The organism is Pandoraea apista, from assembly GCF_001465595.2.
GTDB lineage: Bacteria > Pseudomonadota > Gammaproteobacteria > Burkholderiales > Burkholderiaceae > Pandoraea > Pandoraea apista.
In genome coordinates, this window is the sequence record NZ_CP013481.2 from 4,146,027 (window position 1) to 4,168,103 (window position 22,077).

Consider the following 22,077-nt stretch of genomic DNA (forward strand, 5'->3'; position numbering starts at 1 on the left):
CTGACGCTGCGCCGGCCCCATGCTGAGGGGCTGGCGCAGCCCCCGAGTGGCACGGTATCCGTTTGCGTCCGCCCCCATCGCCACGTCGGCCGCCGCCAATCGACATGCCCCCTTGGGATTCTCCCCAACGACAGTCGACCGATAGAACGGTATATTTTGTCGGATTCGACCCGATGGCTGCCGGGGGGCCCATCCATCATGCATTCCGATTCCAACGCACTACCAACACCCGCACCACGCGTGGCGCGCGCCACCGGTGCCACTCGCGCTACCCGCACTCGCTTTGTGTTAGGCACCGCAGTACTCATGACAGCAACGACGCTCGCCCTGCTGTCCACCGCGACGCTGGCCGGCACGGGGTCCACAGCGGCGATACTGCCGACACGCGACGCTAACGCCTACCCATTCCCTGCGAACGCGCTCACCGCCGCTGCACCGCATGGCGTGCGGGGGCTGGCCGTGCGGTTAGTCTCGCAAACGCTGAGTGCTTCGCCTGGTACGCCGGCCAAGCGGCCGCAAGTCGTCGATCCGATTGTCGACCCGTTGATGAACGGCATTCTGGAGCGCCTGGCCATCAGTGAAGCGGTAGCACGAACCAAGTACACGTCCGGGAAACCGGTTCAGGACACGCCGCGCGAGCAGGCGTTGCTCGACAATGCAGGCGAGCGCGCCGCTCAGTTCGGCCTGACACCCGCGCAGGCGCGCACCTTCTTCCGCCTGCAAATCGAGGCCGGCAAGCTGGTGCAGACGGCTCTGCTGGCCCGTTGGGCGCGCGAGGGCCGTGCCCCGGGCGAGCCGGTCGATCTGGCCTCGCGCCTGCGCCCGGCACTAGACCGGCTGAGCACCTCGCTCATGCACGATCTCGGGCGCCTGTGTGCGCTGCCCGACGATCCGTCGCGCATGGCCCGCATCCATCAGGCGCGCGAGCGTATTGCGAAAACGGCGAAACTCGAAGCGCTGCAACGCGCGGCGTTCGACGAAGCGACCTCCGGGCTTTGCCTGTCGGCACCGCCGCGCATCTGGACATTGTCGGCGGCGAACTGAGCGCCGGCGCCGAACCCCGGCGCCGAGCGTGTCGTGGCGACGCTCCCGGGGGTTGTATAATCACGGTTTGCCGTGCTCCGCCACGGTTTGCTTCCATCTGCCCCGATGGGCCTCGACTAGCCACGCTACGACAATGACCTCCCAACTCCACAAGAAAGGCGAAGCCTGGTCGGCCCGCTTTTCCGAACCCGTTTCCGAACTCGTCAAGCGCTATACGGCGTCGGTGTTCTTCGACAAGCGCCTTGCGCTGTTCGACATCGAAGGTTCGCTCGCCCATGCCGACATGCTCTCGGCGCAAGGCATCATCAGCGCACAGGATCTGGCCGACATTCAGCGCGGCATGACGCAGATCCGTGGCGAGATCGAGCGCGGCGAGTTCGAGTGGCAACTGGATCTCGAAGACGTTCACCTGAACATCGAAGCCCGTCTGACCGCCCTCATCGGCGACGCCGGCAAGCGCCTGCACACCGGCCGCTCGCGTAACGATCAGGTCGCGACCGACATCCGCCTGTGGCTGCGCAGCGAAATCGACCGTATCGGCGATCATCTGGGCGACCTGCGCCGGGCGTTGCTGGATCTGGCAGAGCAGCACAGCGCCACGATTCTCCCCGGCTTCACGCACCTGCAAGTGGCCCAGCCGGTGACGTTCGGTCATCACCTGATGGCCTACTTCGAGATGTTCAGCCGCGACGCCGAGCGCATGCTCGACGTGCGCCGCCGCGTGAACCGTCTGCCGCTGGGCGCGGCTGCGCTCGCCGGCACGAGCTACCCGATCGATCGTGAACGTGTCGCGGCAACGCTCGGCTTCGAAGAAGTCTGCGCAAACTCGCTCGACGCGGTGTCGGATCGTGACTTCGCCATCGAATTCACGGCCGCCGCAGCGCTCGTGATGACGCACGTCTCCCGTTTTTCGGAAGAACTGGTGCTGTGGATGAGCCCGCGTGTGGGCTTCATCGATCTGGCAGACCGTTTCTGCACCGGCAGCTCGATCATGCCGCAGAAGAAAAACCCGGACGTGCCCGAGTTGGCGCGTGGCAAGACCGGCCGCGTCAACGGTCACCTGATCGCTCTGCTCACGCTGATGAAGGGCCAGCCGCTGGCGTACAACAAAGACAATCAGGAAGACAAGGAGCCGCTGTTCGACACGGTCGACACCGTGATCGACACGCTGCGCATCTTCGCGGACATGGTGCCGGGCATCAAGGTGCGCGAAGCCAATATGCGCAACGCCGCACTGCAAGGCTTCTCGACCGCGACCGATCTGGCCGACTACCTCGTCAAGAAGGGTCTTCCGTTCCGCGACGCCCACGAAATCGTGGCGCACGCCGTGAAGATCTGCTCGGATCGCGATATCGATCTGGCCGACCTCTCGCTCGCGGAGTTGCAGAAGTTCTCGCCGCTGGTCGGGGAAGACGTCTTCGATTACCTCACGCTCGAAGGCTCGGTCGCCAGCCGTAACCACATCGGCGGCACGGCCCCGGCGCAGGTGCAACGCGCCATCGCCGCAGCCCGCGCAAAGCTCGCCAGGTAATACCGTTTGGCCGGGATGACCGCGAAGTTCGCACCCTCCCCGGCACTAACGAAAATGCCACCCGATCGGGTGGCATTTTTTTTATTGGCACGACGACGTCATGCGCCTCGCATCAGAACAGCGGTAACGACAAGAACCCCTTGATGATGAGCGCGTTGAGAATGTCGATGAAGAACGCCCCCACCATCGGCACGATCAGGAACGCGATGTGCGATGGGCCGAAGCGCTCGGTCACGGCCTGCATGTTGGCGATGGCCGTCGGCGTCGCGCCCAGCCCGAAGCCGCAATGACCCGCCGCAAGGACTGCCGCGTCATAGTTGCTTCCCATGACCCGGAACGTGACGAAAATCGCGTACGTCGCCATCGCTATCGCCTGCACGACGAGAATCACGATCATCGGTAACGCAAGCGTCGAAAGGTCCCACAGGCGCAAGGTCATGAGCGCCATCGCCAGGAACAACGACAGACTGACGTTGCCCATCACCGACAGGGAACGATCGAAGACCTCATAGCCCACGAGCGATAACAGGTTGCGCACGATCACACCGGTGAACAGCACGCAAACGAATGTCGGCACCTCGAACATGGTGCCCGACAGCCAGCGGGCAATGACTTCGCCGCCCAGCAGACAGATCGCGATCATCGCCACCGTTTCGATCAGCGCCTGCGCCGTGATCAGTCGCACCGTATGCGGTTGCTCGAACCCTTCCGGCGCTGCATCCTTCGCCGCGTCGAAACCCGGCACCTTATTACCCAGACGCCCGACCAGAAACCGTGCCACCGGCCCGCCCAACAGGCCACCCAGCACCAGGCCGAACGTGGCACACGCCATAGCGATCTCAAGCGCCGACTGCACGCCGTAGCGCGTGGTCAGCGTCTCCCCCCACGCCGCTCCCGTACCGTGCCCGCCGGCCAACGTGATCGACCCGCCCAGCAGGCCCACACCGGGCGCGAGCCCCATCAGCGTGGCAAGCCCCACGCCAATCGCATTCTGCGTGATCAACATACCCGCCACCACGGCGAGGAACAACACCAGACGACGCCCGCCCGCCTTGAGGCTGGCCAGATTGGCCGACAGACCGATCGTTGCGAAGAACGCCAGCATCAATGGCGTTTGCAGCGACGTATCGAACTTCAACTCGAAGTGCCCGACCTCACGCAGCGCGAGCGTACCCAGCGCCACCAGCAACCCGGCAGCCACCGGTTCCGGAATGCTGTACGTACGAAGCGGTGAGATCCACTCGACCAATTTGCGGCCCAGCAACAACACCAACGTGGCACAAACGAGCGTGCCGTAGTTGCTGAACACCAGTTGTCCGGTTTCCATGAACCCTCCTGCTCGAAAAAGTGCGTCGAGTGTAGCAATCGAAGTCGTCCTAATTGCTGGGAAAATGCCTAATTATTAAAAATTCAAGCTAATCCACAAATCGAGCGACTGAGGGCGCCGCAAGCCAATATACCGATATTTGGCGAAAGTTAACGGGTATTTCGATTGAGTTGCGCCAAGGCTGCTGCGAGCTGCAAACGAAACATACGTGACATGCAGAATTAGGACACCGCAAACAGGCGTATAAGGCGTGCCGCCCATTAGGGGATCGGCACATAAAAAAACGGCCCTGTGCTTTCACACAGGACCGTTTTGGCGCAAGGCAAGATAGCTTACTGGCGCACGCAATCCACGAAGTATTCGGGGCGTCCGTCGACCTCCTCGACGACCAGCCCGTGGATATCGGTATGGAAGCCCGGGAAGCGCTCGTTGAAGTCGCGTGCGAAGCGCAGGTACTCAATGATCGCGGCGTTGAAGCGCTCGCCCGGAATCAACAGCGGAATGCCCGGCGGATACGGGGTGAGCAGCACGCTGGTTACGCGGCCTTCAAGTTCGTCGATGGGCACCCGGTCGATCTGGCGGTGCGCCAGCTTCGAGAAGGCATCGGTCGGCTTCATCGCCGGCTGCATGTCCGAGAGGTACATCTCGGTCGTCACGCGCGCTACATCGTTCGCCTTGTACACGCTGTGAATCTGATCGCACAGGTCACGCAGACCGATGCGCTCGTAGCGCGGGAATTTCGCCACGAATTCGGGCAGCACACGCCACAGCGGACGGTTGTGATCGTAGTCGTCCTTGAACTGTTGCAGCTCGGTCACCATCGAGTTCCAGCGGCCCTTGGTGATGCCGATGGTGAACATGATGAAGAACGAATACAGCCCGGTCTTCTCGACGATGATGCCGTGTTCAGCCAGATACTTGGTGACGATGGCCGCCGGAATACCGCTCTCGCCGAACTCGCCATCCACGTCCAGCCCCGGCGTGATGATCGTCGCCTTGATCGGGTCGAGCATGTTAAAGCCGTCTGCCAGATCGCCAAAGCCGTGCCAGCGGTCGTTCGCGCGCAGCACCCAGTCCTCGCGCTGAATCGTGCCTTCGTCGCCCAGGTTTTCCGGGCCCCAGACCGAGAACCACCACGAATCGCCATATTCGCCCTCCACCTTGCGCATGGCGCGGCGGAAGTCGAGCGCCTCGACAATCGACTCTTCCACCAGCGCCGTGCCGCCCGGCGGTTCCATCATCGCGGCCGCCACGTCGCACGACGCAATGATCGCGTACTGCGGCGAGGTCGACGTATGCATCAGATACGCCTCATTGAAACGGTAGGTGTCGAACGTGCGAGCGTCAGAATCCTGCACCACGATTTGCGACGCTTGCGAGATACCGGCGAGTAGCTTGTGCGTCGAGTGCGTGGCGTAGATGGTCGCTTCCGACGAGCGCGGGCGGCCCTCGCCGATCGCGTGCATGTCGCGGTAGAAGTCGTGGAATGCCGCGTGCGGCAGCCAGGCCTCGTCGAAGTGCAGGGTATCGATGTTGCTGCCCAGCATTTCCTTGATCATTTCGACGTTGTAGATCACGCCGTCATACGTGCTCTGCGTGATCGTGAGAATGCGCGGCTTGGCATTCGGATCCCGCTCCAGCACTTCGCGCGCAAACGGATTCGCTTCGATCTTCGCGCGAATGACTTCGGGCTCGAACTCCGACTTCGGAATCGGACCGATGATGCCCAGGTGATTACGCGTGGGTGTGAGGAACACCGGCACGGCGCCCGTCATGGTGATCGCGTGCAGGATCGACTTGTGGCAGTTACGGTCGACCACGACGATGTCGCCCGGCGCCACCGTGGCATGCCACACGATCTTGTTCGACGTCGACGTGCCGTTCGTCACGAAGAAGAGGTGATCCGCATTGAAAATGCGCGCTGCATTGCGCTCCGACGCGCCGACCGGGCCGTTATGGTCGAGCAACTGACCCAGTTCTTCCACCGCGTTGCACACGTCTGCACGCAGCATGTTTTCACCGAAGAACTGATGGAACATCTGGCCGACCGGGCTCTTCAGGAACGCCACGCCGCCCGAGTGCCCAGGGCAATGCCACGAATACGAACCGTCGGCCGCGTAGTGCGTAAGCGAGCGGAAGAACGGCGGCGGCAGCGAGTCGAGATACGACTTGGCTTCACGGATGATGTGACGCGCCACAAACTCCGGCGTGTCTTCGAACATGTGAATGAAGCCGTGCAACTCGCGCAGAATGTCGTTCGGGATATGGCGCGACGTACGCGTCTCGCCGTACAGGAAAATCGGAATATCCGGATTGCGACGGCGTACTTCCTGCACGAAAGCGCGCAGGTTGATGATGGCCAGTGCGAGTTCTCCCTCGCCCTCGCCGCCCGCTTCGCTCGAGAACGTGCCGAACTCGTCGTCGTCGATGGACAGGATGAAGCTCGAGGCGCGGCTTGCCTGTTGCGCGAACGAGGTCAGGTCACCGTAGCTCGTAAGTCCGTTGACTTCCATGCCCTCGGCTTCGATGGCCTCCGCCAAGGAGCGAATTCCGGACCCGGAGATATTTTCGGAGCGGAAGTCCTCGTCGATGATGACGATCGGAAAACGGAATTTCATTGGCGTTCCTTCGACAAAAGAACGAGCCACGGTCCAACATGGCCGTGGCTCTTGGGCAGTGCGATAGGGGGGATGCTCACCGGCGGCGAGTCGAGCGTAGCAGGCTAGGTTTTCGGCAGCGTGACACCACGCTGTCCCTGATACTTGCCGCCGCGGTCCTTGTACGAGGTCTCGCAGACTTCGTCGGACTCGAAGAACAGCACCTGAGCCACGCCTTCGTTGGCGTAGATCTTGGCCGGCAGCGGCGTCGTGTTCGAGAATTCCAACGTCACGTAGCCCTCCCATTCGGGTTCGAACGGCGTTACGTTCACGATGATGCCGCAACGGGCATACGTCGATTTGCCCAGGCACACGGTGAGGACACTGCGCGGAATGCGGAAGTACTCGACGGTGCGCGCCAGCGCGAACGAGTTCGGCGGGATGATGCAGACATCGCTTTCGACGTCGACAAAGGACTTCTCGTCGAAGTTCTTCGGATCCACGATCGTCGAATTGATGTTCGTGAAGACCTTGAATTCAGGCGCACAGCGGATGTCGTAGCCGTAACTCGACGTGCCGTAGCTGACGATCTTCTGCCCGTCCTGGGAATACCGGATCTGCGACGGCTCGAAGGGCTCGATCATGCCGTGCTCTTCGGCCATTCGCCGGATCCATTTATCGGACTTGATGCTCATGTGTGGGCCTGAACTGGGGTAGTACGTAAAAAGTGGGCGTATTTTACGCGATTGTTGCGGTGCGGTGATTTTTTCACGCACACCGCTTTCCCGCCCCCGCGTTACGTGTTTTGCACGACGATCGACGGGAACTTGCTCGTCATGTCCTTTTGCTTGGCCGCGATCTTCACCGCCACCTTTCGGGCAATGGCCTTGTAAAGCTCGGCCACACGGCCGTCCGGGTCGCCCACCACGCTCGGCATGCCGGCGTCGGCGTGCACACGGATGCTCATCTCCAGCGGCAGCTTGCCCAGCAGGTCGACGTCGAAATCGTGACTCATGCGCTCGCCGCCGCCCACGCCGAAGATCGGCTCCTCATGACCGCAGTTCGAGCAAATATGCAGGCTCATGTTCTCGATCAGGCCCAGAATCGGCACGCCGACCTTCTCGAACATCTTGAGACCCTTGCGTGCGTCGAGCAACGCAAGGTCTTGCGGCGTGGTGACGATGACCGCCCCGGTGACCGGGACCTTCTGCGCCAGCGTGAGCTGAATGTCGCCCGTACCCGGCGGCATGTCGACGATCAGATAGTCGAGATCGTGCCAGTTCGTCTGGTTGAGCAGTTGCTCGAGCGCTTGCGTGACCATCGGGCCGCGCCAGACCATCGGATTGTCCGGCTCGATGAGAAAACCAATGGAACTGGCCTGCAGACCGTGGCCGACCATCGGCTCCAGCGTCTTGCCGTCCTTCGACTCGGGTTTGCCGTGAATGCCCAGCAGCGTGGGCAGCGAGGGGCCATAGATGTCGGCGTCGAGAATACCGACGTTTGCGCCTTCTGCCGCGAGGGCCAGCGCCAGATTCACTGCCGTGGTGCTCTTGCCCACACCGCCCTTGCCCGAGGCTACCGCCACAATGTTCTTCACATTGGGCAACAGCTTCACACCGCGCTGTACGGCATGCGACACGATTTTCTGACTGATTTCAACGGCCACGCGCTCGACGCCGGGCAATTGGCTCACGGCATCGGTGATGCGCGCACGCATCGCTTCGAACTGACTCTTCGCGGGATAACCGAATTCGATCTGAATGCCGACGTGACCGTGCTCGGCCGCGACCTGTTTCACATACTTCCCGGCGATCAGATCGAGCCCCGTGTCGGGGTCGACGATGCCACGCAGCACTTCATTGATTTGGGCGACTTCCATGTGGTCTCTCGCTCTGTCGAGGCTCGCCGGGAAAGGCCCGGCGAGCGCTAACAACTTGTAACATCCATGGCGCACGCTCTCGATTAGCATGCGAGGCGCACGTGTTTTGGGGAACCAGCCGTCGCGGCAATCTGTCCTTGCCTGCGGTTGACACTCAGCGCTATTGTAAAAGACGGCGCGCCCTCAGGCTCAAAACCCCTGCAAGGCGCGCGTGCTTCGACGAAGTGCTCACGCGTTGTTTTATGACTGCTAGCTAATCGAGAAGGAGCCTTAAATGAATAAGAACACTCTGCGCGCATCGGCGCTCATCCTGGCCGCTGCCGCCATGCTCGCCGGATGCCAGACCGAGCAGGGCACCAACACCGCTGTCGGCACGGGCGTTGGCGCCGCAGTCGGTGCAGGTCTGGGCAACCTCATCGGTGGCAATACCACCGGCACGCTGATCGGCGCCGCCGTTGGCGCAGCCGCAGGCGGTGCGACGGGCTACAACTGGAGTGCCATCAAGAACAAGCTGGGCGGCCACACCGCCGGCACCGGCACCACGATCTCCGAACAGCCGGATGGCTCGCTCAAGGTCGCAGTGCCGAGCGACGTGACGTTCGATACCGGCCGTGCGGACATCAAGCCGAACTTCCGCGCGGTGCTCGACGACGTCGCTGCCACCCTCAACCAGAACCCGGGCATTACCGCCAACGTCGTGGGCCACACCGACAGCACGGGCGGCGACCGCATCAACGTTCCTCTCTCGCAGAACCGGGCGGCCAACGTCATCCAGTATCTGAACAGCCGCGGCGTTGCCATGAACCGTATGAGCGGCACGGGCGTGGCGTCAAGCCAGCCGGTCGCCTCGGATGCCACCGCCGAAGGCCGTGCCCAGAACCGCCGCGTCGAAATCCTGCTGCACGCGCCGAACCAGCAAGCCCCGCGCGGCTGATCGCCTCTGCCCCGAAAGTCAGTCATTCAAACGCATGCCCGGCCCGCCGGGCATGCCGCATTTGGGGGCCTTGCGGCGATTGCATGGTGCGGCGCAGCATCGAAACTCGGCACATCGGTTGAACTAAACCCGCGTCATACCGCTCAGACCCTTCGGAAGTGCCTACCGTGGGCGCTTCCATCTCCTCTTTGTTATTGACGTTACGTGTGCCTAGTTATGCCGGAACCTGGTTCCGGCTTTTTTTTGGCCATTCGATCCCGCCCGGGCCGCTCACAGCCGCTGGCGGGTCCGCCAGATTTCGCCTCCCGGCACGCCCGGTTGGGCGACTTCCCGCCCCGCCTGCTAGAATCGTCCTTTCCCCGTCCCTTCAACACACAAGCGATCCTCATGTCCCGCCGCATTCTTGTCACCTCCGCCCTGCCGTACGCCAATGGCCAGATTCACATCGGCCACCTGGTGGAATACATCCAGACCGATATCTGGGTACGGTTCATGCGGATGCAGGGCAATGAGGTCTATTACGTGGGGGCGGACGACACGCACGGCACCCCCGTCATGCTGCGCGCCGAGAAGGAGGGTCTCACCCCCAAGCAACTGATCGAGCGCGTCTGGAAGGAACACAAGCGTGACTTCGACAGCTTCGGCATTTCGTTCGATAACTACTATTCGACGGATTCGGAAGAAAACCGCGAATTGTCGGAAAGTGTCTATCTTGCCCTCAAGGACCAGGGCCTGATCGAGGCGCGCGATATCGAACAGGCGTACGACCCGGTCAAGGAAATGTTCCTGCCGGATCGCTTCATCAAGGGCGAATGCCCGAAATGCGGCGCGAAGGACCAATATGGCGATTCGTGCGAAGTTTGCGGCTCGACCTACGCGCCGACCGACCTGCTCAACCCATATTCGGTGGTCTCGGGCGCCACGCCGGTGCGCAAGACGTCCACGCATTACTTCTTCAAGCTCTCGGACAAGCGTTGCGAGCAGTTCCTGCGCAAGTGGGTAGCCGGTCTCGCCCAGCCCGAAGCGGCCAACAAGATGAAGGAATGGCTCGGCGAAGACGGCGAGTCGACACTGGCCGACTGGGATATCTCGCGCGACGCGCCCTACTTCGGCTTCGAGATTCCGGGCGCACCGGGCAAGTACTTCTACGTGTGGCTCGACGCGCCGGTCGGCTATTACGCGAGCTTCAAGAATCTTTGCGCCCAACGCGGCCTGAACTTCGAGGAGTGGGTCAAACCGGGCTCGACCACCGAGCAGTACCACTTCATCGGCAAGGACATTCTGTACTTCCACACGCTGTTCTGGCCCGCCATGCTCGAGTTCTCGGGCCATCGCACGCCGACCAACGTGTTCGCACACGGCTTCCTGACGGTGGACGGCCAGAAGATGTCGAAGTCGCGCGGTACCTTCATCACGGCGCAGAGCTTCATCGACACGGGCCTCAATCCGGAATGGCTGCGCTATTACATCGGCGCCAAGCTGAGCAACACGATGGAAGACATCGACCTGAACCTCGATGACTTCATTGCTCGCGTGAACAGCGACCTGGTCGGCAAGTACGTCAACATCGCCAGCCGTGCCGCAGGCTTCCTCATCAAGCGCTTCGACGGCCGCGTGTCGCCGGACGCCATGCAAGCGCCGCTGCTCGGCCAGTTGCGCGGCGTTGCGCCACAAATTGCCGCGCATTACGAGGCCCGCGAGTTCGGCAAGGCGCTGCGTCTCGTGATGGAGCAGGCCGACGCCGTGAACGGCTACGTCGACACGGTCAAGCCGTGGGATCTGGCGAAGGACCCGGCGCAGGCTGCTGCCTTGCACGAGGCGTGCTCGGTGTGTCTCGAGGCCTTCCGTCTGCTCACGCTGTACCTCAAACCGGTGCTTCCGGTGACCGCCGAGGCAGTCGAGCGCTTCCTGAATATCGCGCCGCAAGCGTGGCAGGACGTCGCCCGTCCGCTTACCGCCGACACGGCCATCACGGCGTACAAGCACCTGATGACGCGCGTTGAGGGCAAACAAGTCGAAGCGCTGCTCGCAGCGAACCGCGACTCGCTGCAAGCAAGCGCGCCGGCCGCGGACGCCGCTGCCGCCAAAAACAAGGACAAGACGGCCAAGGCTGACAAGACGACCGAGAAAGCCGACAAGGGGACTGACGACGGTGTCATCACCATTGACGACTTCGCGAAGATCGATCTGCGTATCGCGCGCATCGTCGACTGCAAGGCGGTCGAAGGCTCGGACAAGCTGCTGCAACTCACGCTCGACGCAGGCGAGGCGCAAACGCGCAACGTCTTCTCCGGGATCAAGTCGGCTTATCCGCAGCCGGAAGCGCTCGTGGGCAAGCTCACCGTGATGGTGGCCAATCTCGCGCCGCGCAAGATGAAGTTCGGGCTGTCCGAAGGCATGGTGCTCGCGGCATCGGCCACCGACGAGAAGGCCGAACCGGGCATCTACATCCTCGAGCCGCACGACGGCGCAAAGCCGGGCATGCGCGTCAAATAATCAGCCAACGCCCACGCAGGACAGGGGAAGGCAGACCTCGCTTCACGGCGGTAACGGCCTTCCCAAGCGAAACACCCCGGTGCCGGACGCCATGTCCCGCACCGGGGTGTTTCGCTTTGTACCGTTGAGGCCGCGTTCGGTCTATCGCGACGCCGACACCATCAACATCATTGGACGCTCCCGTTCTTCCGCCAGCGAAGGGTTCTGACGAATCTGCTCCGCTGTGGGCGCAAACTCATCGACCTTCCGAATCCGGAATCCTGCTGCGATAACTCCGTTCAGCGTTGTGCCGAGCGTGCGGTGGTACTTCAACACGCCTTTGGCGAACCAGTCGGTACGGCGCTCGCCCTCCGTGGCGTAACCGTTGACCGGCCAGGTCTTGCGACCGTCCTCATCGGCAATCCAGTGCGGATGCGCTGCCGCCATGAACACCGGGTGTTCGATGCTGAAAACGAAGTCCCCTTCCGGCGCAAGGCTCGCGTAAATCGTCCGCACGAGACGCGCGAAGTCGCGCACGTAGTGAAAGGTCAGCGCGCTGTAGGCGAGATCGAACGACGCCGGCGGCAGGTCAAACGTGTCGAGATCGGCAATGCGATACGCAATGGCCGGGTCAGACGTGAGGGACGTTGCGCGGTCGATCATGTTCTGCGACAGATCGAGGCCAAGCACGGACGCCGCGCCTTGCTCGCGCATCCAGCGCGACGCCCAGCCAAACCCACAGCCAAGATCGACCACGCGTTTGCCATGCAGATCGGGCAGCATGGAGCTGATGGCAGGCCACTCGGGCGTACCGTCCAATCCCAGCACCTGACGAGGCAACTGGCGGTAGCCGGCAAAAAACTCGGGGTTGTCGTAGATGTTCTGAGCCATACGATTTTTTCGAACGAACGCTGTAGGACGGTGGCCGCTCGCGGCGAATGCCGAGTCTGCGGTCATCTCGTCAGATCGATCTACCGCCGTGGCCTAGCGCAAATGATCCACCGGCAACGCAGTCGTGAACTTCACCGTCTCCATGGAAAAGCTCGCGCTGATGTCCTGCAAATCGGCAACGCGGATGAGCTTTTTGTAGAAACGGTCATAGGCCGCAATGTCCGGCAGGTAGACCTTGAGCAGATAGTCGATCTCGCCCGCCATGCGGTGAATTTCGACGATTTCAGGCAATTCCCGTGCGCCGGCCACAAAGCGGACCATCCAGTCCTCGCTGTGGGTCGCCGCCTTGATGAACACAAACGCGGTCACGCGCAGGTCGAGTTGCTGGGGATCGCACAGCGTCACCTGCCCCGTGATGACCCCGTTTTCGCGTAAACGTTGCACGCGCCGCCAGCACGGCGTGGGCGACAGGTGAACCGCCTCGGCCAGTTCGCCCAGCGAACGAGAAGCATCGGCTTGCAGATTTTCGAGAATTGCGAGATCGGTCTTGTCCACGACAGCCACCTGGGAGGTAAATTTTTCCAAATCCTACCCGATTTGGCGGAATATTTGAAAGCCTTTACCCGACGTCGGCAGGTAGACTTCACAAATATTCCAGAAACAGAGGGCATTATGAAAATCTTCACCCGGCATCCCGCCTCTGTCGGCGAAAGCTACCTCCAGCACATGGGGTCCGCGTTGTCGTTCGCGTTGCCGTTACTGGGTGCGTTTCTGACCTGCCTCGTGCACGCCGTATTGCCGTTCATGTTCGAGAAAACGGGCAGCCGGATCATCGTGCGTCTGCACGATCGCATGGTGACCCACCGCCACCGTCACCCGCCCCAGGGTACTCAGGCGAATCAGACGGCGGCGGCCGCTGAGCAGGCGACGCGATAACAAGCCCGATAGCGTCTCAGGCGCGCTCGTGTGAGCGCATCAGACTCAGGGGCGCTCGGACGCCGGGTCCGGGGAGCGCGACGTGACCGTTACCCGACCGTCCGGTCCAAAGTGGACGTTGAACATTCCCGGCGTATTGACGCCGTCTTCCAGCCAGCGCCAACTCCAAACGGTTTCCTTCTTCAGGCGATATTCCGCCACGGTCGTTGGCTTGCCGAGCAAACGCCGCACATCGTCCTGCGACATACCCGGCTGCACCTGCCCGAAGTTTTCTGCGGCAAGCGCCTGCGTCACGGCTCGCAGCTTTCCGTCCGGAGCAATGTCAACCATATAGGTCCGCAAGCCACCCGGCGCGCGCGGGTACTCCAGCCGGCGCGAGCCGTCGTCGTTCTCCCAGACGATCTCGGGCTTGCCCATCTGCTCGCGCACCTGCGCTTCGGTGGTGACACCCGGCATGAGGTTGCGCAACAGCATGTCGTCCGGTTTGATGGCGTTGAACGTGTCACGCGCCTTCTCTCGCGCTTTGTCGATCTGCTGCTGATCGCAGCCGAATAACCCCAGCAGACTCGCGAACAATCCCATGGCGACTCCCCAACGAAGACTCCGGCGCAGCGCATGCGCCGAATGAACGGAACTACGCGACGTTAGCATCGGTACCACCTCCTCTTCACAGTTGACCGCTCCCCCGCGCTTCGCTGTGACTGATGCATCAGTCGAAGCGGCGGTTGAACAGCACGTCGAAGCCGGACAGCGAGCCGGTGCGCAGCACCAGTTGCCAGCGGCGTGAGACCTGCCACGTAATTTTCACGATACTCGCCGCGCTGGTCAGACTCTGCTCGTATCCGAGCGCGAAGTTGTCCGAGATCGCCTTGCCCACCTTCACCACCTGCTCGTCGTCCGACAGCCCCGAGTCGCTGGTGCCGATACTGAACTCGTCGATCCCCAGATCCTTGATGATGCGCTTGCCGCCGGTCGCTCCGAGCAATGCCGTCGCCGCACCGGCCATCGCCTGACGCTGGCCGAGGCCCGCACCGTCCGGACCGTGGCCGAACATCAGCCACGAGAGCTTCTCTTCGTCCGACACGTTGGGCTCGGAGACGAGCGACACGCGCGGCTGACGCACCGTGCCCGTGACGAGCACCCCGGCTGCGACCTCCTGATTGCGGCGCATGGCCTGAATGTAGATGTCGGGGTTGTCCAGCGGACCCACGAAGTTGATCTGACCTCGCTCGATGGCGAGCTTCCGGTCAAACGCCTCATACGTGCCCTCGGCCACCGTGATCGTACCGGTCGCGCGCATTGGCGAGAGCGGATCGCTCTGCACGCGCATGCTGCCGCGCAACAGCAGATCGGCGCCCGCGCCGACGAAGCGGAAGTCGCGCCCCAGATCCACTTCCACATTGATGTGCGGCGAGAATCGGCTGGCGGGCTTCGCGCTGATGCGTGCGGCCTCTTCCTTCGGATCGACCGGCTTGACGCGAGACTGAGCGCCGCCGCGTACGACCACAACGTCGTCGCCCAGCTTCGGCGCGCTTGTGGGCGGCAAAGCAAATCGCGCACGGTCGACGGTGAACTTACCGGTCACCGACATCGCGTCTCCGCTGCCTGCTGCCTTGGCCTCGCCACTCAACGAGAGCTGCCGGTCGGGCGCCGCGAACAATTGCAGTTTGTCGGCCGTCAGCGTGATACCAAGGGTCGGCTCGGGGGTATCGAGGCGGATGTTGCCCGCGGCCTTCGCCGTGCCACCGCCGCCGCCCGTCACAACGACGTCGCGCAACACGATCTCGGTCGGCGTCAGCGCAATGCGTACCCGGCCGTTCTTGATACTCACGCCGGTGTCGAACATCTGCACCGACAGATCATCCGCGGTCAGTTCTCCCGTGGGTCGTGGCTTGGCCACGGTGCCCGCCAGCGTCACTTGCAGGTTGGCGCGCCCCTTGAAGGCGAATTGCGCACCGGCCAGCGTCTCGAACTTCGAGAGGTCGGGAATGACAGCGGCAATGCGCCCGGTCAGCGGGGCGTCGTCCGGCACATTGGGGATCCCGCCCTGCACATGTAAGCCCGTCTTCACGTCGGCATCCACCGTGCCAATCAGCGACGAGACAGCCTTCACCGTCGTGCTCGCCGTCTGGCCCGACAGATCGATACGCGTGCGCAGTTCCGAGATACCCAGCGGCACGCGTGCACCGACCCCGCCCTTCTCCGGGCTCAGACCGGGAATACCGGTCACCGTCACCTTCACGCTTTCGTTGAGACCGCCGCGACGCAGTGTCACGTCGCCACGCCGGCGCACCATCTCGACAAATCCGTCGGCGCGCTGACCGACGCGCACATCCCACTTGCCGTCGAGCACAAGGTCGCTCTCCACCGGCGACGGCTCGCCGGTGAACGACTGCACCACGCGCAGCACCTGCGCAACGTCGAGCGTGTCGATGGTACCGGCGGTTTTCAACTGTCCGTCGCCGTAATCGAAGTTCGCGAGCGAGAGCTCGCCGGCGCCCGTCACCAATCTGGCCGCACCGAGATGCACACGTTCAGCGCTCGCTTCGACCTGCCACGGTGCCGCCAAATGGAGCTTCGGCACGCCACGGTTTTCGAGCGTCTGAATCGTGCCGCGCCAGCCCGGTTTGCCGCGCGTGTCGGTCACGGCACCGGCAGCGTCGAGCGTCATGTCGAGCGGCGCTTCGCGCAGCTTGCCCGCCGTTTTGAGATGCAGCGTATGGGCGCCACGGGTGCCCGCCAGCACCACGGAGAGGTTGTCGAGCCGCGCAACGTCGCTGGTGAACCCACGGCCATCGAGCGTCACGTTCAGACGGTCGCTCGCCGCGCCCGGCAAACCACCGCTCACATCTACCTTGCCGCTCAGATGCTCAAGCGTCTGCGCACCGAACACGAGCTTGTCGGCCGCGAGCGTGGCGACGACGGCCGGACGCTCGATCGTGCCCGACACCTGCCCGTCGAGTTGCAACCGGCCTGCGAGGCCGAAGCCGAGCTTGTCGAGCGATGGTGCATCGATATTCACCGCCATCTTGTCGCCCGGCGCGCCGAAATTGCCTCGCAACGCCACCTTGTTACCTGCTACGAGCAGGTTGGCGTCGCTCGGCAACAAGCGCGAACCGGCAAGCCTGACAGTGCCGGCCCCGCTCATGGGCAAGTCGGCGTAGACACTGTCCTGCAACGCGAATTTGAGTGAGAGGCCGAACGCCGGACGCAGTGTGCCCTGCGCGTCGAACTGGCCTGTGACGCTCGCTTGCGGGGTCTTGGCGCCGCGCTTCTGCGGACCGTACAGGTCGTACCACGCTGCGGGATCGAAGCGCGAAAGCTTGATCTGCGCCTGATACGCGCCGGTACCGCCGTTTTCGAGAACCCCGGTCGCGGCGACCTTACCGTTGCCCGCGTCGAGCGAGAAAGTGTGAATCGTAGTCCCCCTGGCGTCGAGCCCCACATCGGCCTGCACACGCCGGGCGGTGTCTCGCCAGTCGAGGACAATGCGCTGCCCGGCGGCGTCGAGCTTGATGTCGAGCGGCCCGGCGAGCTTTGTCGCCGGCAGCTTGCCGTAGAGGGCGCGCAGATCGAGATCGCGCATCGTGAAGGCGAACCCGCCAACCGTGGCCTCGGTATCAGACGTTTCCGACGTTACCGACGTTACCGACGTTGCCACCGGGGCCGCCGTAGCACCGCTCGCCCCCGACGCCACCGGGGCCGTCGCAGCCGTCGCGGCAATCTTCTCGCGACGCAACTCGCCGCTACCGGTGAGCAGCGCGCGGCCCGCGAGCTTCAATTCAATGCCGGTCAGGGCCTGACGCGTTGCATCGAGCAACACCTGCGTGCGAAGACTCTCGACGGGCAACCCGCCGGCATCGATAGCGCCAGGCTTGGCATTGACGACGGACACCGGCCCCAGCACTCGGAATGCCTTCGCCCCGGGTTCCGGCCGCAAGTCGGCTTGTACGGCCAGATCCGCCTCTGGCGCGCCGGCGGCGAAATCTCGCGGATTCAAGTGATCCAGTGCGATCCGCGCGCGAGAGAGCGGCACCGGGCCAAAGGGCGACGCCGCGATATGTGCCGTGCCGTTCAGCTTTTCGCCGCTCGCGCTCAGATCGATGACAAGTGCGTCGAGCGAGCCGGACAGATTGGCCTCCAACGCCACGGGAATATCGCCCGCCCTGGCCTGCAATCCAACGTTGCCGCCGAGCGCGAACGGACGCCGTCCGTTCAATTGCAGGTTCGCCTGCGCCTCGCCGTAGGGCGTGCCGACGTGTTCGATCTGAACGGTGTGTTGCGTACCATCGCTGCGCGCGGAGACCCGAATGTCGTCGAGTACCAGCGCGGGAGACGCCAACGTGAGCCGGCCAACGCGAACGTCGTTCAGCGTCAGCCCGAGCGGCAGGCGCAGGCTCGAAGGCATCGTCGTCGGCGTGTTCGATGGCGGCGACGGCGCAAACGCCAGCGCCACCTCGCCCGCGTGCAACTTGTCGACGGTGAAATGCAGCGGGCTCAGGCCCAACGCCCAGCGACTCTCAAGACGGCTTACGGTAATGCGCGTCGCGCCGTCGAGATAGCGCACATCGTTCACCGTGAAGCCCCGCGCGAAGCTGCCGCTGCGCCATTCGCCCGAGAGCTTGCCGCCAAGCGTCGACACGGCGGTTTGCCACAACCAGCGGCTGCCCCGCTCGCTCGACATTGCCCAGAGCAGCGCGCCGAGCGCCAACGCCAGGATCAGCAGCAGCGTCAGCACAATGCCCGCCAGCATGCGTCCCCAACGCCGGCGCGGAGGGGGCGATGGCGGGGGCGGCGCGGTGGGGGGAGACGGCGGCGGCAGTGCTGGCGTATCGCCGGGCGTCGCACTCGCAATGCTCACAGTGCTCGGAGGATTCTGAGGATTCGGGGGCATCGTCATCATCAGAATGCCACCCCCAGCGAAATGGCCGGGCGGAAGCGCCGGTCGTGCACGCCGTAACCAAGGTCGAGATTCACCGGCCCGACCGGGCTGCGCCAGCGTACCCCGAAGCCCACACCGTGATACAGCGGCGTGGGGTGCCGATAGTCGTCGGTGGCCGTGCCGACGTCCCAGAACACGGCCCCGCCCCAGTCGCGCGTGACCCAGCGCTGGTATTCGAGGCTTGCCGTACCGAGGTATTTCGTTGGGAATGTGGTGCCGTTCTGCTGACGGCCGATGCTCTGATACGTGTACCCGCGAATCGACGACGTGCCGCCCGCGAAGAACAGCAGCGACGACGGAATGCGGTTGCTGTTGCCGTTCGTGAGGACAGCGCCAAGTTCCAGACGTGCGATCACGAGATCGCGTTGTCCGACGGGAAAGTACTGACGAATACGGCCATACAAACGCGCAAAACTCTGATCGGTGAGCAAAGGCTTTGCGGCGAAACCAATTTGCGTGTTGATGATGTTGCCCTTGCGCGGAAAGATCAGGTCGTCTACGTCGCGACGATTCCATGAAAACGCCGGCACGAGCGCCTTGTTGAGGAATCGCTGGCCGCCGTCCGGCCGCTCGTCGGTGCGGTAGAAGTCGAGCGTATAAGCCCAGTCATAGCGCTCGCGCGAGCGGGCGCGCTTGATGCCGATTTGCGTCGAGCGCTGATCGAGGCCATTCAGGTAGGTGCGGTCGAACGATCCGCGCAGACTGTTGGTATATGCCGAGGTATCGGGCGGCATGCCGATTTCGGCGTAACCGCCCTGGCGGTACTGCTCCAGACGCGCCTGCGAGTCGAAGGTCCAGGCCCGGCCGAACAGGTTGTAGTACGAATACCGGCCGTTGACGCTCGCCCCCGTATCCGTCGTATAACCCACCCCGCTCTGCACGCGTTGCACCGGAAACTCGCGCACTTTCACTTCGATCGGTGCGTTCTCGGCCATCGCGGGGTCTTCCGTCACCGAAATGATGACGTTCGAAAAATACGGCGTGGCCTGAATCTGGCGTTGTAGTTCCTGCAAGCGGTCGGCGTCGAACGGCTCGCCCACGGACAGCGGATTGACGTTGCGGATGATCTGCTCGGGATAGCGACGGGTCCCGGTGATGATGAGCGGGCCCAGCGTGAACGGCGGCCCGCTTTCATAGGTCGCCGCCAGCGACGCCGTGTCGCTGTCGGCATCGATCACCGCGCGCGAGAACGCCATCTTCGCCGCGTGATACCGCTTCTGTCCGAGCTGGAACAGCGTGTCGTTCTTCGCCTTGTCCCAATCGGCCTGACGAAACGGTGCGTCCACCGGCAGTTCCCACGCGCTGCGCAACTGCGCCACGCGCTGCGGGTCCTGATCGACCACCGGGCCGTCGAATTTCAACGCCACTTCCTTGATATGCGTGCGCGGTCCCGAATCGACAGTGACGTGAACGTCGCGCTTGCCGTTGACGGTGGCGACGTCCACATGCGTGACCGGCGAGAAATAGCCTTCCGTCGACGTCAGTTCCTGTATCTGCTCCCCCACCGTGGCGACCAGGTGCTCGAACTGCGCCTCGCCAATATCGTCGCGCTCGGCATAGCGCACAAGGTCGAGATTATCCTTGAGCAGCTTGGCCAGACCGTTGGGGGCGTCGACACGAACACGATAGTCGGCCTGCGCCGCGCCCGGCCCCAGCAAGCCACAGGTCAGCACGGCCAGGCTCAGGAGTGCGGCAGGTAGGGTGCGCAAAGGGCGCACGCCGAGGCGACGAGAAACGTCGTAACGGGGTTTGATCTGCGAGACGGTCAAAACCTTCCTTGGAATCTTAAATGCCGCCGCGGGTTGTCCCGCGTGCGGTTCAGGGTGCCCAATCGAACAACAATACTGGCAAGCATCGCACAACGACGTAACGTGCGACGCGGAGATGAGCCGTATTTGACCATATCCCCACGGCGGATTTCACTCGCGTATCCCAATTCAGCCAAAAAGGCGAACCATAACGCGTTTGCGGTAGAATCTGCGTCGATTGGTGCCATTGCGATGGCGCCGCTTTTGCCTATTTTTCAAGCATTCGACCATGTACGAGTCCGACATCACCCAATTCATCAAGCAATTGAAGTCCGAGAAGCCGGCGCTGGAAGCCGAGCAACGTCAGGGCCGCTCGCTGCTGTGGGACAAGCAGCCGATCGATATGGAAGAGCGCCGCCGCGCCCAGCAATCGCGCGTGGCCCAGCAGCCGTACGTCTACCAAAGCGAGTAAGTCGCCGCCTCTCGCGCCGAGTGCTGCATTGAATCCGAGTCCGCCCGACGATCCGTCGCACACCCCCGAGCCGATCCCCGAGATCGCGCCGGTGTCTGCGCACGTCGATGCCGCGCCGGATGACGGCCAGAATGGCGATACTAACGAGGCGTCAGCCGCCGCAAGGGAATCCAACGAGGGCGACAAATCGGCTGAATCGGCTGAATCGGCTGAATCTGCTGAATCTGCTGAATCTGCCGCGTCGGCCGCGCCCGCCGGATCGGCGGCCGGTGTCACGCGCCCGGGGACATCGGAGGCGCATCCGATCAAGCCCCATCCCGTTGCCGTCACGACAACGGAGCTGCCCGCACCACAGAGCGGGCAGGACACTACGCCGGACATCGTCGACGGTGTGGCGCGTGCGCGCCTGTATGGCGAACCGCTCTTCGCGCTGCCGACCGATCTGTACATCCCGCCCGACGCGCTGGAGATCTTCCTCGAAGCCTTCGAGGGCCCGCTCGACTTGTTGCTGTATCTGATCCGAAAGCAGAACTTCAACGTGCTCGACATTCCGATGGCGCAGGTCACGAAGCAATACCTGCTCTACGTCGAACAGATCCGCCGGACCAATCTCGAACTCGCGTCCGAGTATCTGCTCATGGCGGCGATGCTCATCGAGATCAAGTCGCGCATGCTGTTGCCGGTCAAGAAGGCCGACACGGGCGAAGAAGCCGAAGATCCACGCGCAGAACTCGTGCGCCGCCTGCTTGAGTACGAGCAGATGAAGCTTGCCGCGCAAAAGCTCGACACGCTGCCGGTGCTGGGCCGCGACTTCCTGCGCTCGCAGGTGTATATCGAGCAGAGCCTCCAGCCGCGCTTTCCCGATGTCGACGCCGAAGATCTGCGCGCCGCGTGGGCCGAAGTGCTGCGCCGGGCCAAGCTCGTACAGCATCACAAGATCTCGCGCGAGGAACTGTCCGTGCGCGAGCACATGAGTCAGATCCTGAGGCGTCTCCAAGGGGCGCGCTTCATGGAATTCACCGAACTCTTCGACGTCACGCGCGGCGTGCCCGTTGTCGTGGTCAATTTCATCGCCATGCTCGAACTCTCGCGCGAATCGCTGCTGGAGATCACTCAGGCCGAGCCGTTTGCGCCGATCTATGTCCGCCTGACCTATTCCCCCAACTGAGCGCCAGTCATTCCTCGCGGCCGAGGGAGTCCGTTGGACCAGCGCGGTTTTGCGCACGCCCAATGAGATTTCCTCTACAATCCCCCGGACATTTTGGCGGCCACGCCCTTGCCAGATAAGGCGCGCGCCACAC

16 protein-coding genes are annotated in these 22,077 nt (G+C 63.1%); 7 read left to right on the forward strand and 9 right to left on the reverse strand.

The window, feature by feature from the left end:
• The first annotated feature begins 306 nt into the window (after nucleotides 1–306).
• Complete coding sequence (gene aroQ / locus AT395_RS18665; protein ID WP_048629961.1) at nucleotides 307–1,044, forward strand: gamma subclass chorismate mutase AroQ; 738 nt, start codon at nucleotides 307–309, stop codon at nucleotides 1,042–1,044.
• 133 nt (nucleotides 1,045–1,177) lie between these two features.
• Complete coding sequence (gene argH, locus AT395_RS18670) at nucleotides 1,178–2,575, forward strand: argininosuccinate lyase (protein ID WP_042116970.1); 1,398 nt, start codon at nucleotides 1,178–1,180, stop codon at nucleotides 2,573–2,575.
• Nucleotides 2,576–2,687: 112 nt separating this feature from the next.
• On the opposite strand, the gene gltS is transcribed toward argH, so the two are convergent.
• From gltS to apbC, 4 genes are all read right to left on the reverse strand, one after another.
• Nucleotides 2,688–3,902, reverse strand: a complete 1,215-nt coding sequence (gltS, locus tag AT395_RS18675; protein WP_042116972.1) for a sodium/glutamate symporter — start codon at nucleotides 3,900–3,902, stop codon at nucleotides 2,688–2,690.
• Nucleotides 3,903–4,234: 332 nt separating this feature from the next.
• A complete protein-coding gene (locus AT395_RS18680; protein ID WP_042116973.1) occupies nucleotides 4,235–6,520 on the reverse strand; it encodes an arginine/lysine/ornithine decarboxylase in 2,286 nt (761 codons plus the stop codon).
• A gap of 104 nt (nucleotides 6,521–6,624) precedes the next feature.
• Nucleotides 6,625–7,194 (reverse strand): dCTP deaminase, encoded by a 570-nt coding sequence (gene dcd, locus AT395_RS18685; protein ID WP_039373928.1) that lies wholly within the window; start codon nucleotides 7,192–7,194, stop codon nucleotides 6,625–6,627.
• A 101-nt stretch (nucleotides 7,195–7,295) separates the two neighbouring features.
• Nucleotides 7,296–8,378 carry an iron-sulfur cluster carrier protein ApbC gene (gene apbC, locus AT395_RS18690; protein ID WP_042116976.1) on the reverse strand — a complete coding sequence of 361 codons (1,083 nt, stop codon included), beginning with the start codon at nucleotides 8,376–8,378 and terminating at the stop codon, nucleotides 7,296–7,298.
• A gap of 274 nt (nucleotides 8,379–8,652) precedes the next feature.
• Between apbC and AT395_RS18695 the strand changes: the two genes are divergently transcribed.
• Nucleotides 8,653–9,312: a YiaD family glycine zipper/OmpA-like lipoprotein gene (locus tag AT395_RS18695; RefSeq protein ID WP_042116978.1), complete on the forward strand. Its 660-nt coding sequence runs from the start codon at nucleotides 8,653–8,655 to the stop codon at nucleotides 9,310–9,312.
• A gap of 387 nt (nucleotides 9,313–9,699) precedes the next feature.
• A complete protein-coding gene (gene metG, locus AT395_RS18700; protein ID WP_048629962.1) occupies nucleotides 9,700–11,808 on the forward strand; it encodes a methionine--tRNA ligase in 2,109 nt (702 codons plus the stop codon).
• Between the two features lie 141 nt (nucleotides 11,809–11,949).
• Here the strand turns inward: metG and AT395_RS18705 are convergent, their stop codons facing one another.
• Nucleotides 11,950–12,678, reverse strand: coding sequence for a class I SAM-dependent methyltransferase (locus AT395_RS18705; RefSeq protein WP_048629963.1), 729 nt, complete (start codon nucleotides 12,676–12,678; stop codon nucleotides 11,950–11,952).
• A 93-nt stretch (nucleotides 12,679–12,771) separates the two neighbouring features.
• Nucleotides 12,772–13,233, reverse strand: coding sequence for an Lrp/AsnC family transcriptional regulator (locus AT395_RS18710; RefSeq protein ID WP_036662003.1), 462 nt, complete (start codon nucleotides 13,231–13,233; stop codon nucleotides 12,772–12,774).
• Between the two features lie 117 nt (nucleotides 13,234–13,350).
• Between AT395_RS18710 and AT395_RS18715 the strand changes: the two genes are divergently transcribed.
• On the forward strand, nucleotides 13,351–13,614 hold the full coding sequence (locus AT395_RS18715) for a DUF6356 family protein (protein ID WP_048629964.1): 264 nt from the start codon (nucleotides 13,351–13,353) through the stop codon (nucleotides 13,612–13,614).
• Between the two features lie 45 nt (nucleotides 13,615–13,659).
• Here AT395_RS18715 and bamE read toward each other — a convergent pair whose 3' ends face one another.
• The 3 genes from bamE to AT395_RS18730 all read right to left on the reverse strand — a co-directional run bounded on the left by bamE (nucleotide 13,660) and on the right by AT395_RS18730 (nucleotide 20,265).
• Entirely contained in the window at nucleotides 13,660–14,196 is a 537-nt protein-coding gene (gene bamE, locus AT395_RS18720) for an outer membrane protein assembly factor BamE domain-containing protein (protein ID WP_048629965.1), read from the reverse strand.
• A 127-nt stretch (nucleotides 14,197–14,323) separates the two neighbouring features.
• Entirely contained in the window at nucleotides 14,324–18,367 is a 4,044-nt protein-coding gene (locus tag AT395_RS18725) for a translocation/assembly module TamB domain-containing protein (RefSeq protein WP_048629966.1), read from the reverse strand.
• A 149-nt stretch (nucleotides 18,368–18,516) separates the two neighbouring features.
• Nucleotides 18,517–20,265, reverse strand: a complete 1,749-nt coding sequence (locus AT395_RS18730; protein WP_082164890.1) for an autotransporter assembly complex protein TamA — start codon at nucleotides 20,263–20,265, stop codon at nucleotides 18,517–18,519.
• Nucleotides 20,266–20,593: 328 nt separating this feature from the next.
• Here AT395_RS18730 and AT395_RS18735 point away from each other — a divergent pair, with 328 nt between their 5' ends.
• Nucleotides 20,594–20,776 carry a DUF3460 family protein gene (locus AT395_RS18735; protein WP_039373917.1) on the forward strand — a complete coding sequence of 61 codons (183 nt, stop codon included), beginning with the start codon at nucleotides 20,594–20,596 and terminating at the stop codon, nucleotides 20,774–20,776.
• Nucleotides 20,777–21,080: 304 nt separating this feature from the next.
• Nucleotides 21,081–21,944 carry a segregation and condensation protein A gene (locus AT395_RS18740; RefSeq protein ID WP_042118933.1) on the forward strand — a complete coding sequence of 288 codons (864 nt, stop codon included), beginning with the start codon at nucleotides 21,081–21,083 and terminating at the stop codon, nucleotides 21,942–21,944.
• Nucleotides 21,945–22,077: the final 133 nt, after the last annotated feature.

Coding starts and splice junctions, on each gene's coding strand:
- AT395_RS18715 (WP_048629964.1), top strand. CDS start 13,351: ATGAAAATCTTCACCCGGCATCCCGCCTCTGTCGGCGAAAGCTACCTC.
- dcd (WP_039373928.1), bottom strand. CDS start 7,194: ATGAGCATCAAGTCCGATAAATGGATCCGGCGAATGGCCGAAGAGCAC.
- AT395_RS18705 (WP_048629963.1), bottom strand. CDS start 12,678: ATGGCTCAGAACATCTACGACAACCCCGAGTTTTTTGCCGGCTACCGC.
- AT395_RS18735 (WP_039373917.1), top strand. CDS start 20,594: ATGTACGAGTCCGACATCACCCAATTCATCAAGCAATTGAAGTCCGAG.
- apbC (WP_042116976.1), bottom strand. CDS start 8,378: ATGGAAGTCGCCCAAATCAATGAAGTGCTGCGTGGCATCGTCGACCCC.
- AT395_RS18695 (WP_042116978.1), top strand. CDS start 8,653: ATGAATAAGAACACTCTGCGCGCATCGGCGCTCATCCTGGCCGCTGCC.
- argH (WP_042116970.1), top strand. CDS start 1,178: ATGACCTCCCAACTCCACAAGAAAGGCGAAGCCTGGTCGGCCCGCTTT.
- bamE (WP_048629965.1), bottom strand. CDS start 14,196: ATGGGATTGTTCGCGAGTCTGCTGGGGTTATTCGGCTGCGATCAGCAG.
- aroQ (WP_048629961.1), top strand. CDS start 307: ATGACAGCAACGACGCTCGCCCTGCTGTCCACCGCGACGCTGGCCGGC.
- metG (WP_048629962.1), top strand. CDS start 9,700: ATGTCCCGCCGCATTCTTGTCACCTCCGCCCTGCCGTACGCCAATGGC.
- AT395_RS18725 (WP_048629966.1), bottom strand. CDS start 18,367: ATGCTGGCGGGCATTGTGCTGACGCTGCTGCTGATCCTGGCGTTGGCG.
- AT395_RS18680 (WP_042116973.1), bottom strand. CDS start 6,520: ATGAAATTCCGTTTTCCGATCGTCATCATCGACGAGGACTTCCGCTCC.
- gltS (WP_042116972.1), bottom strand. CDS start 3,902: ATGGAAACCGGACAACTGGTGTTCAGCAACTACGGCACGCTCGTTTGT.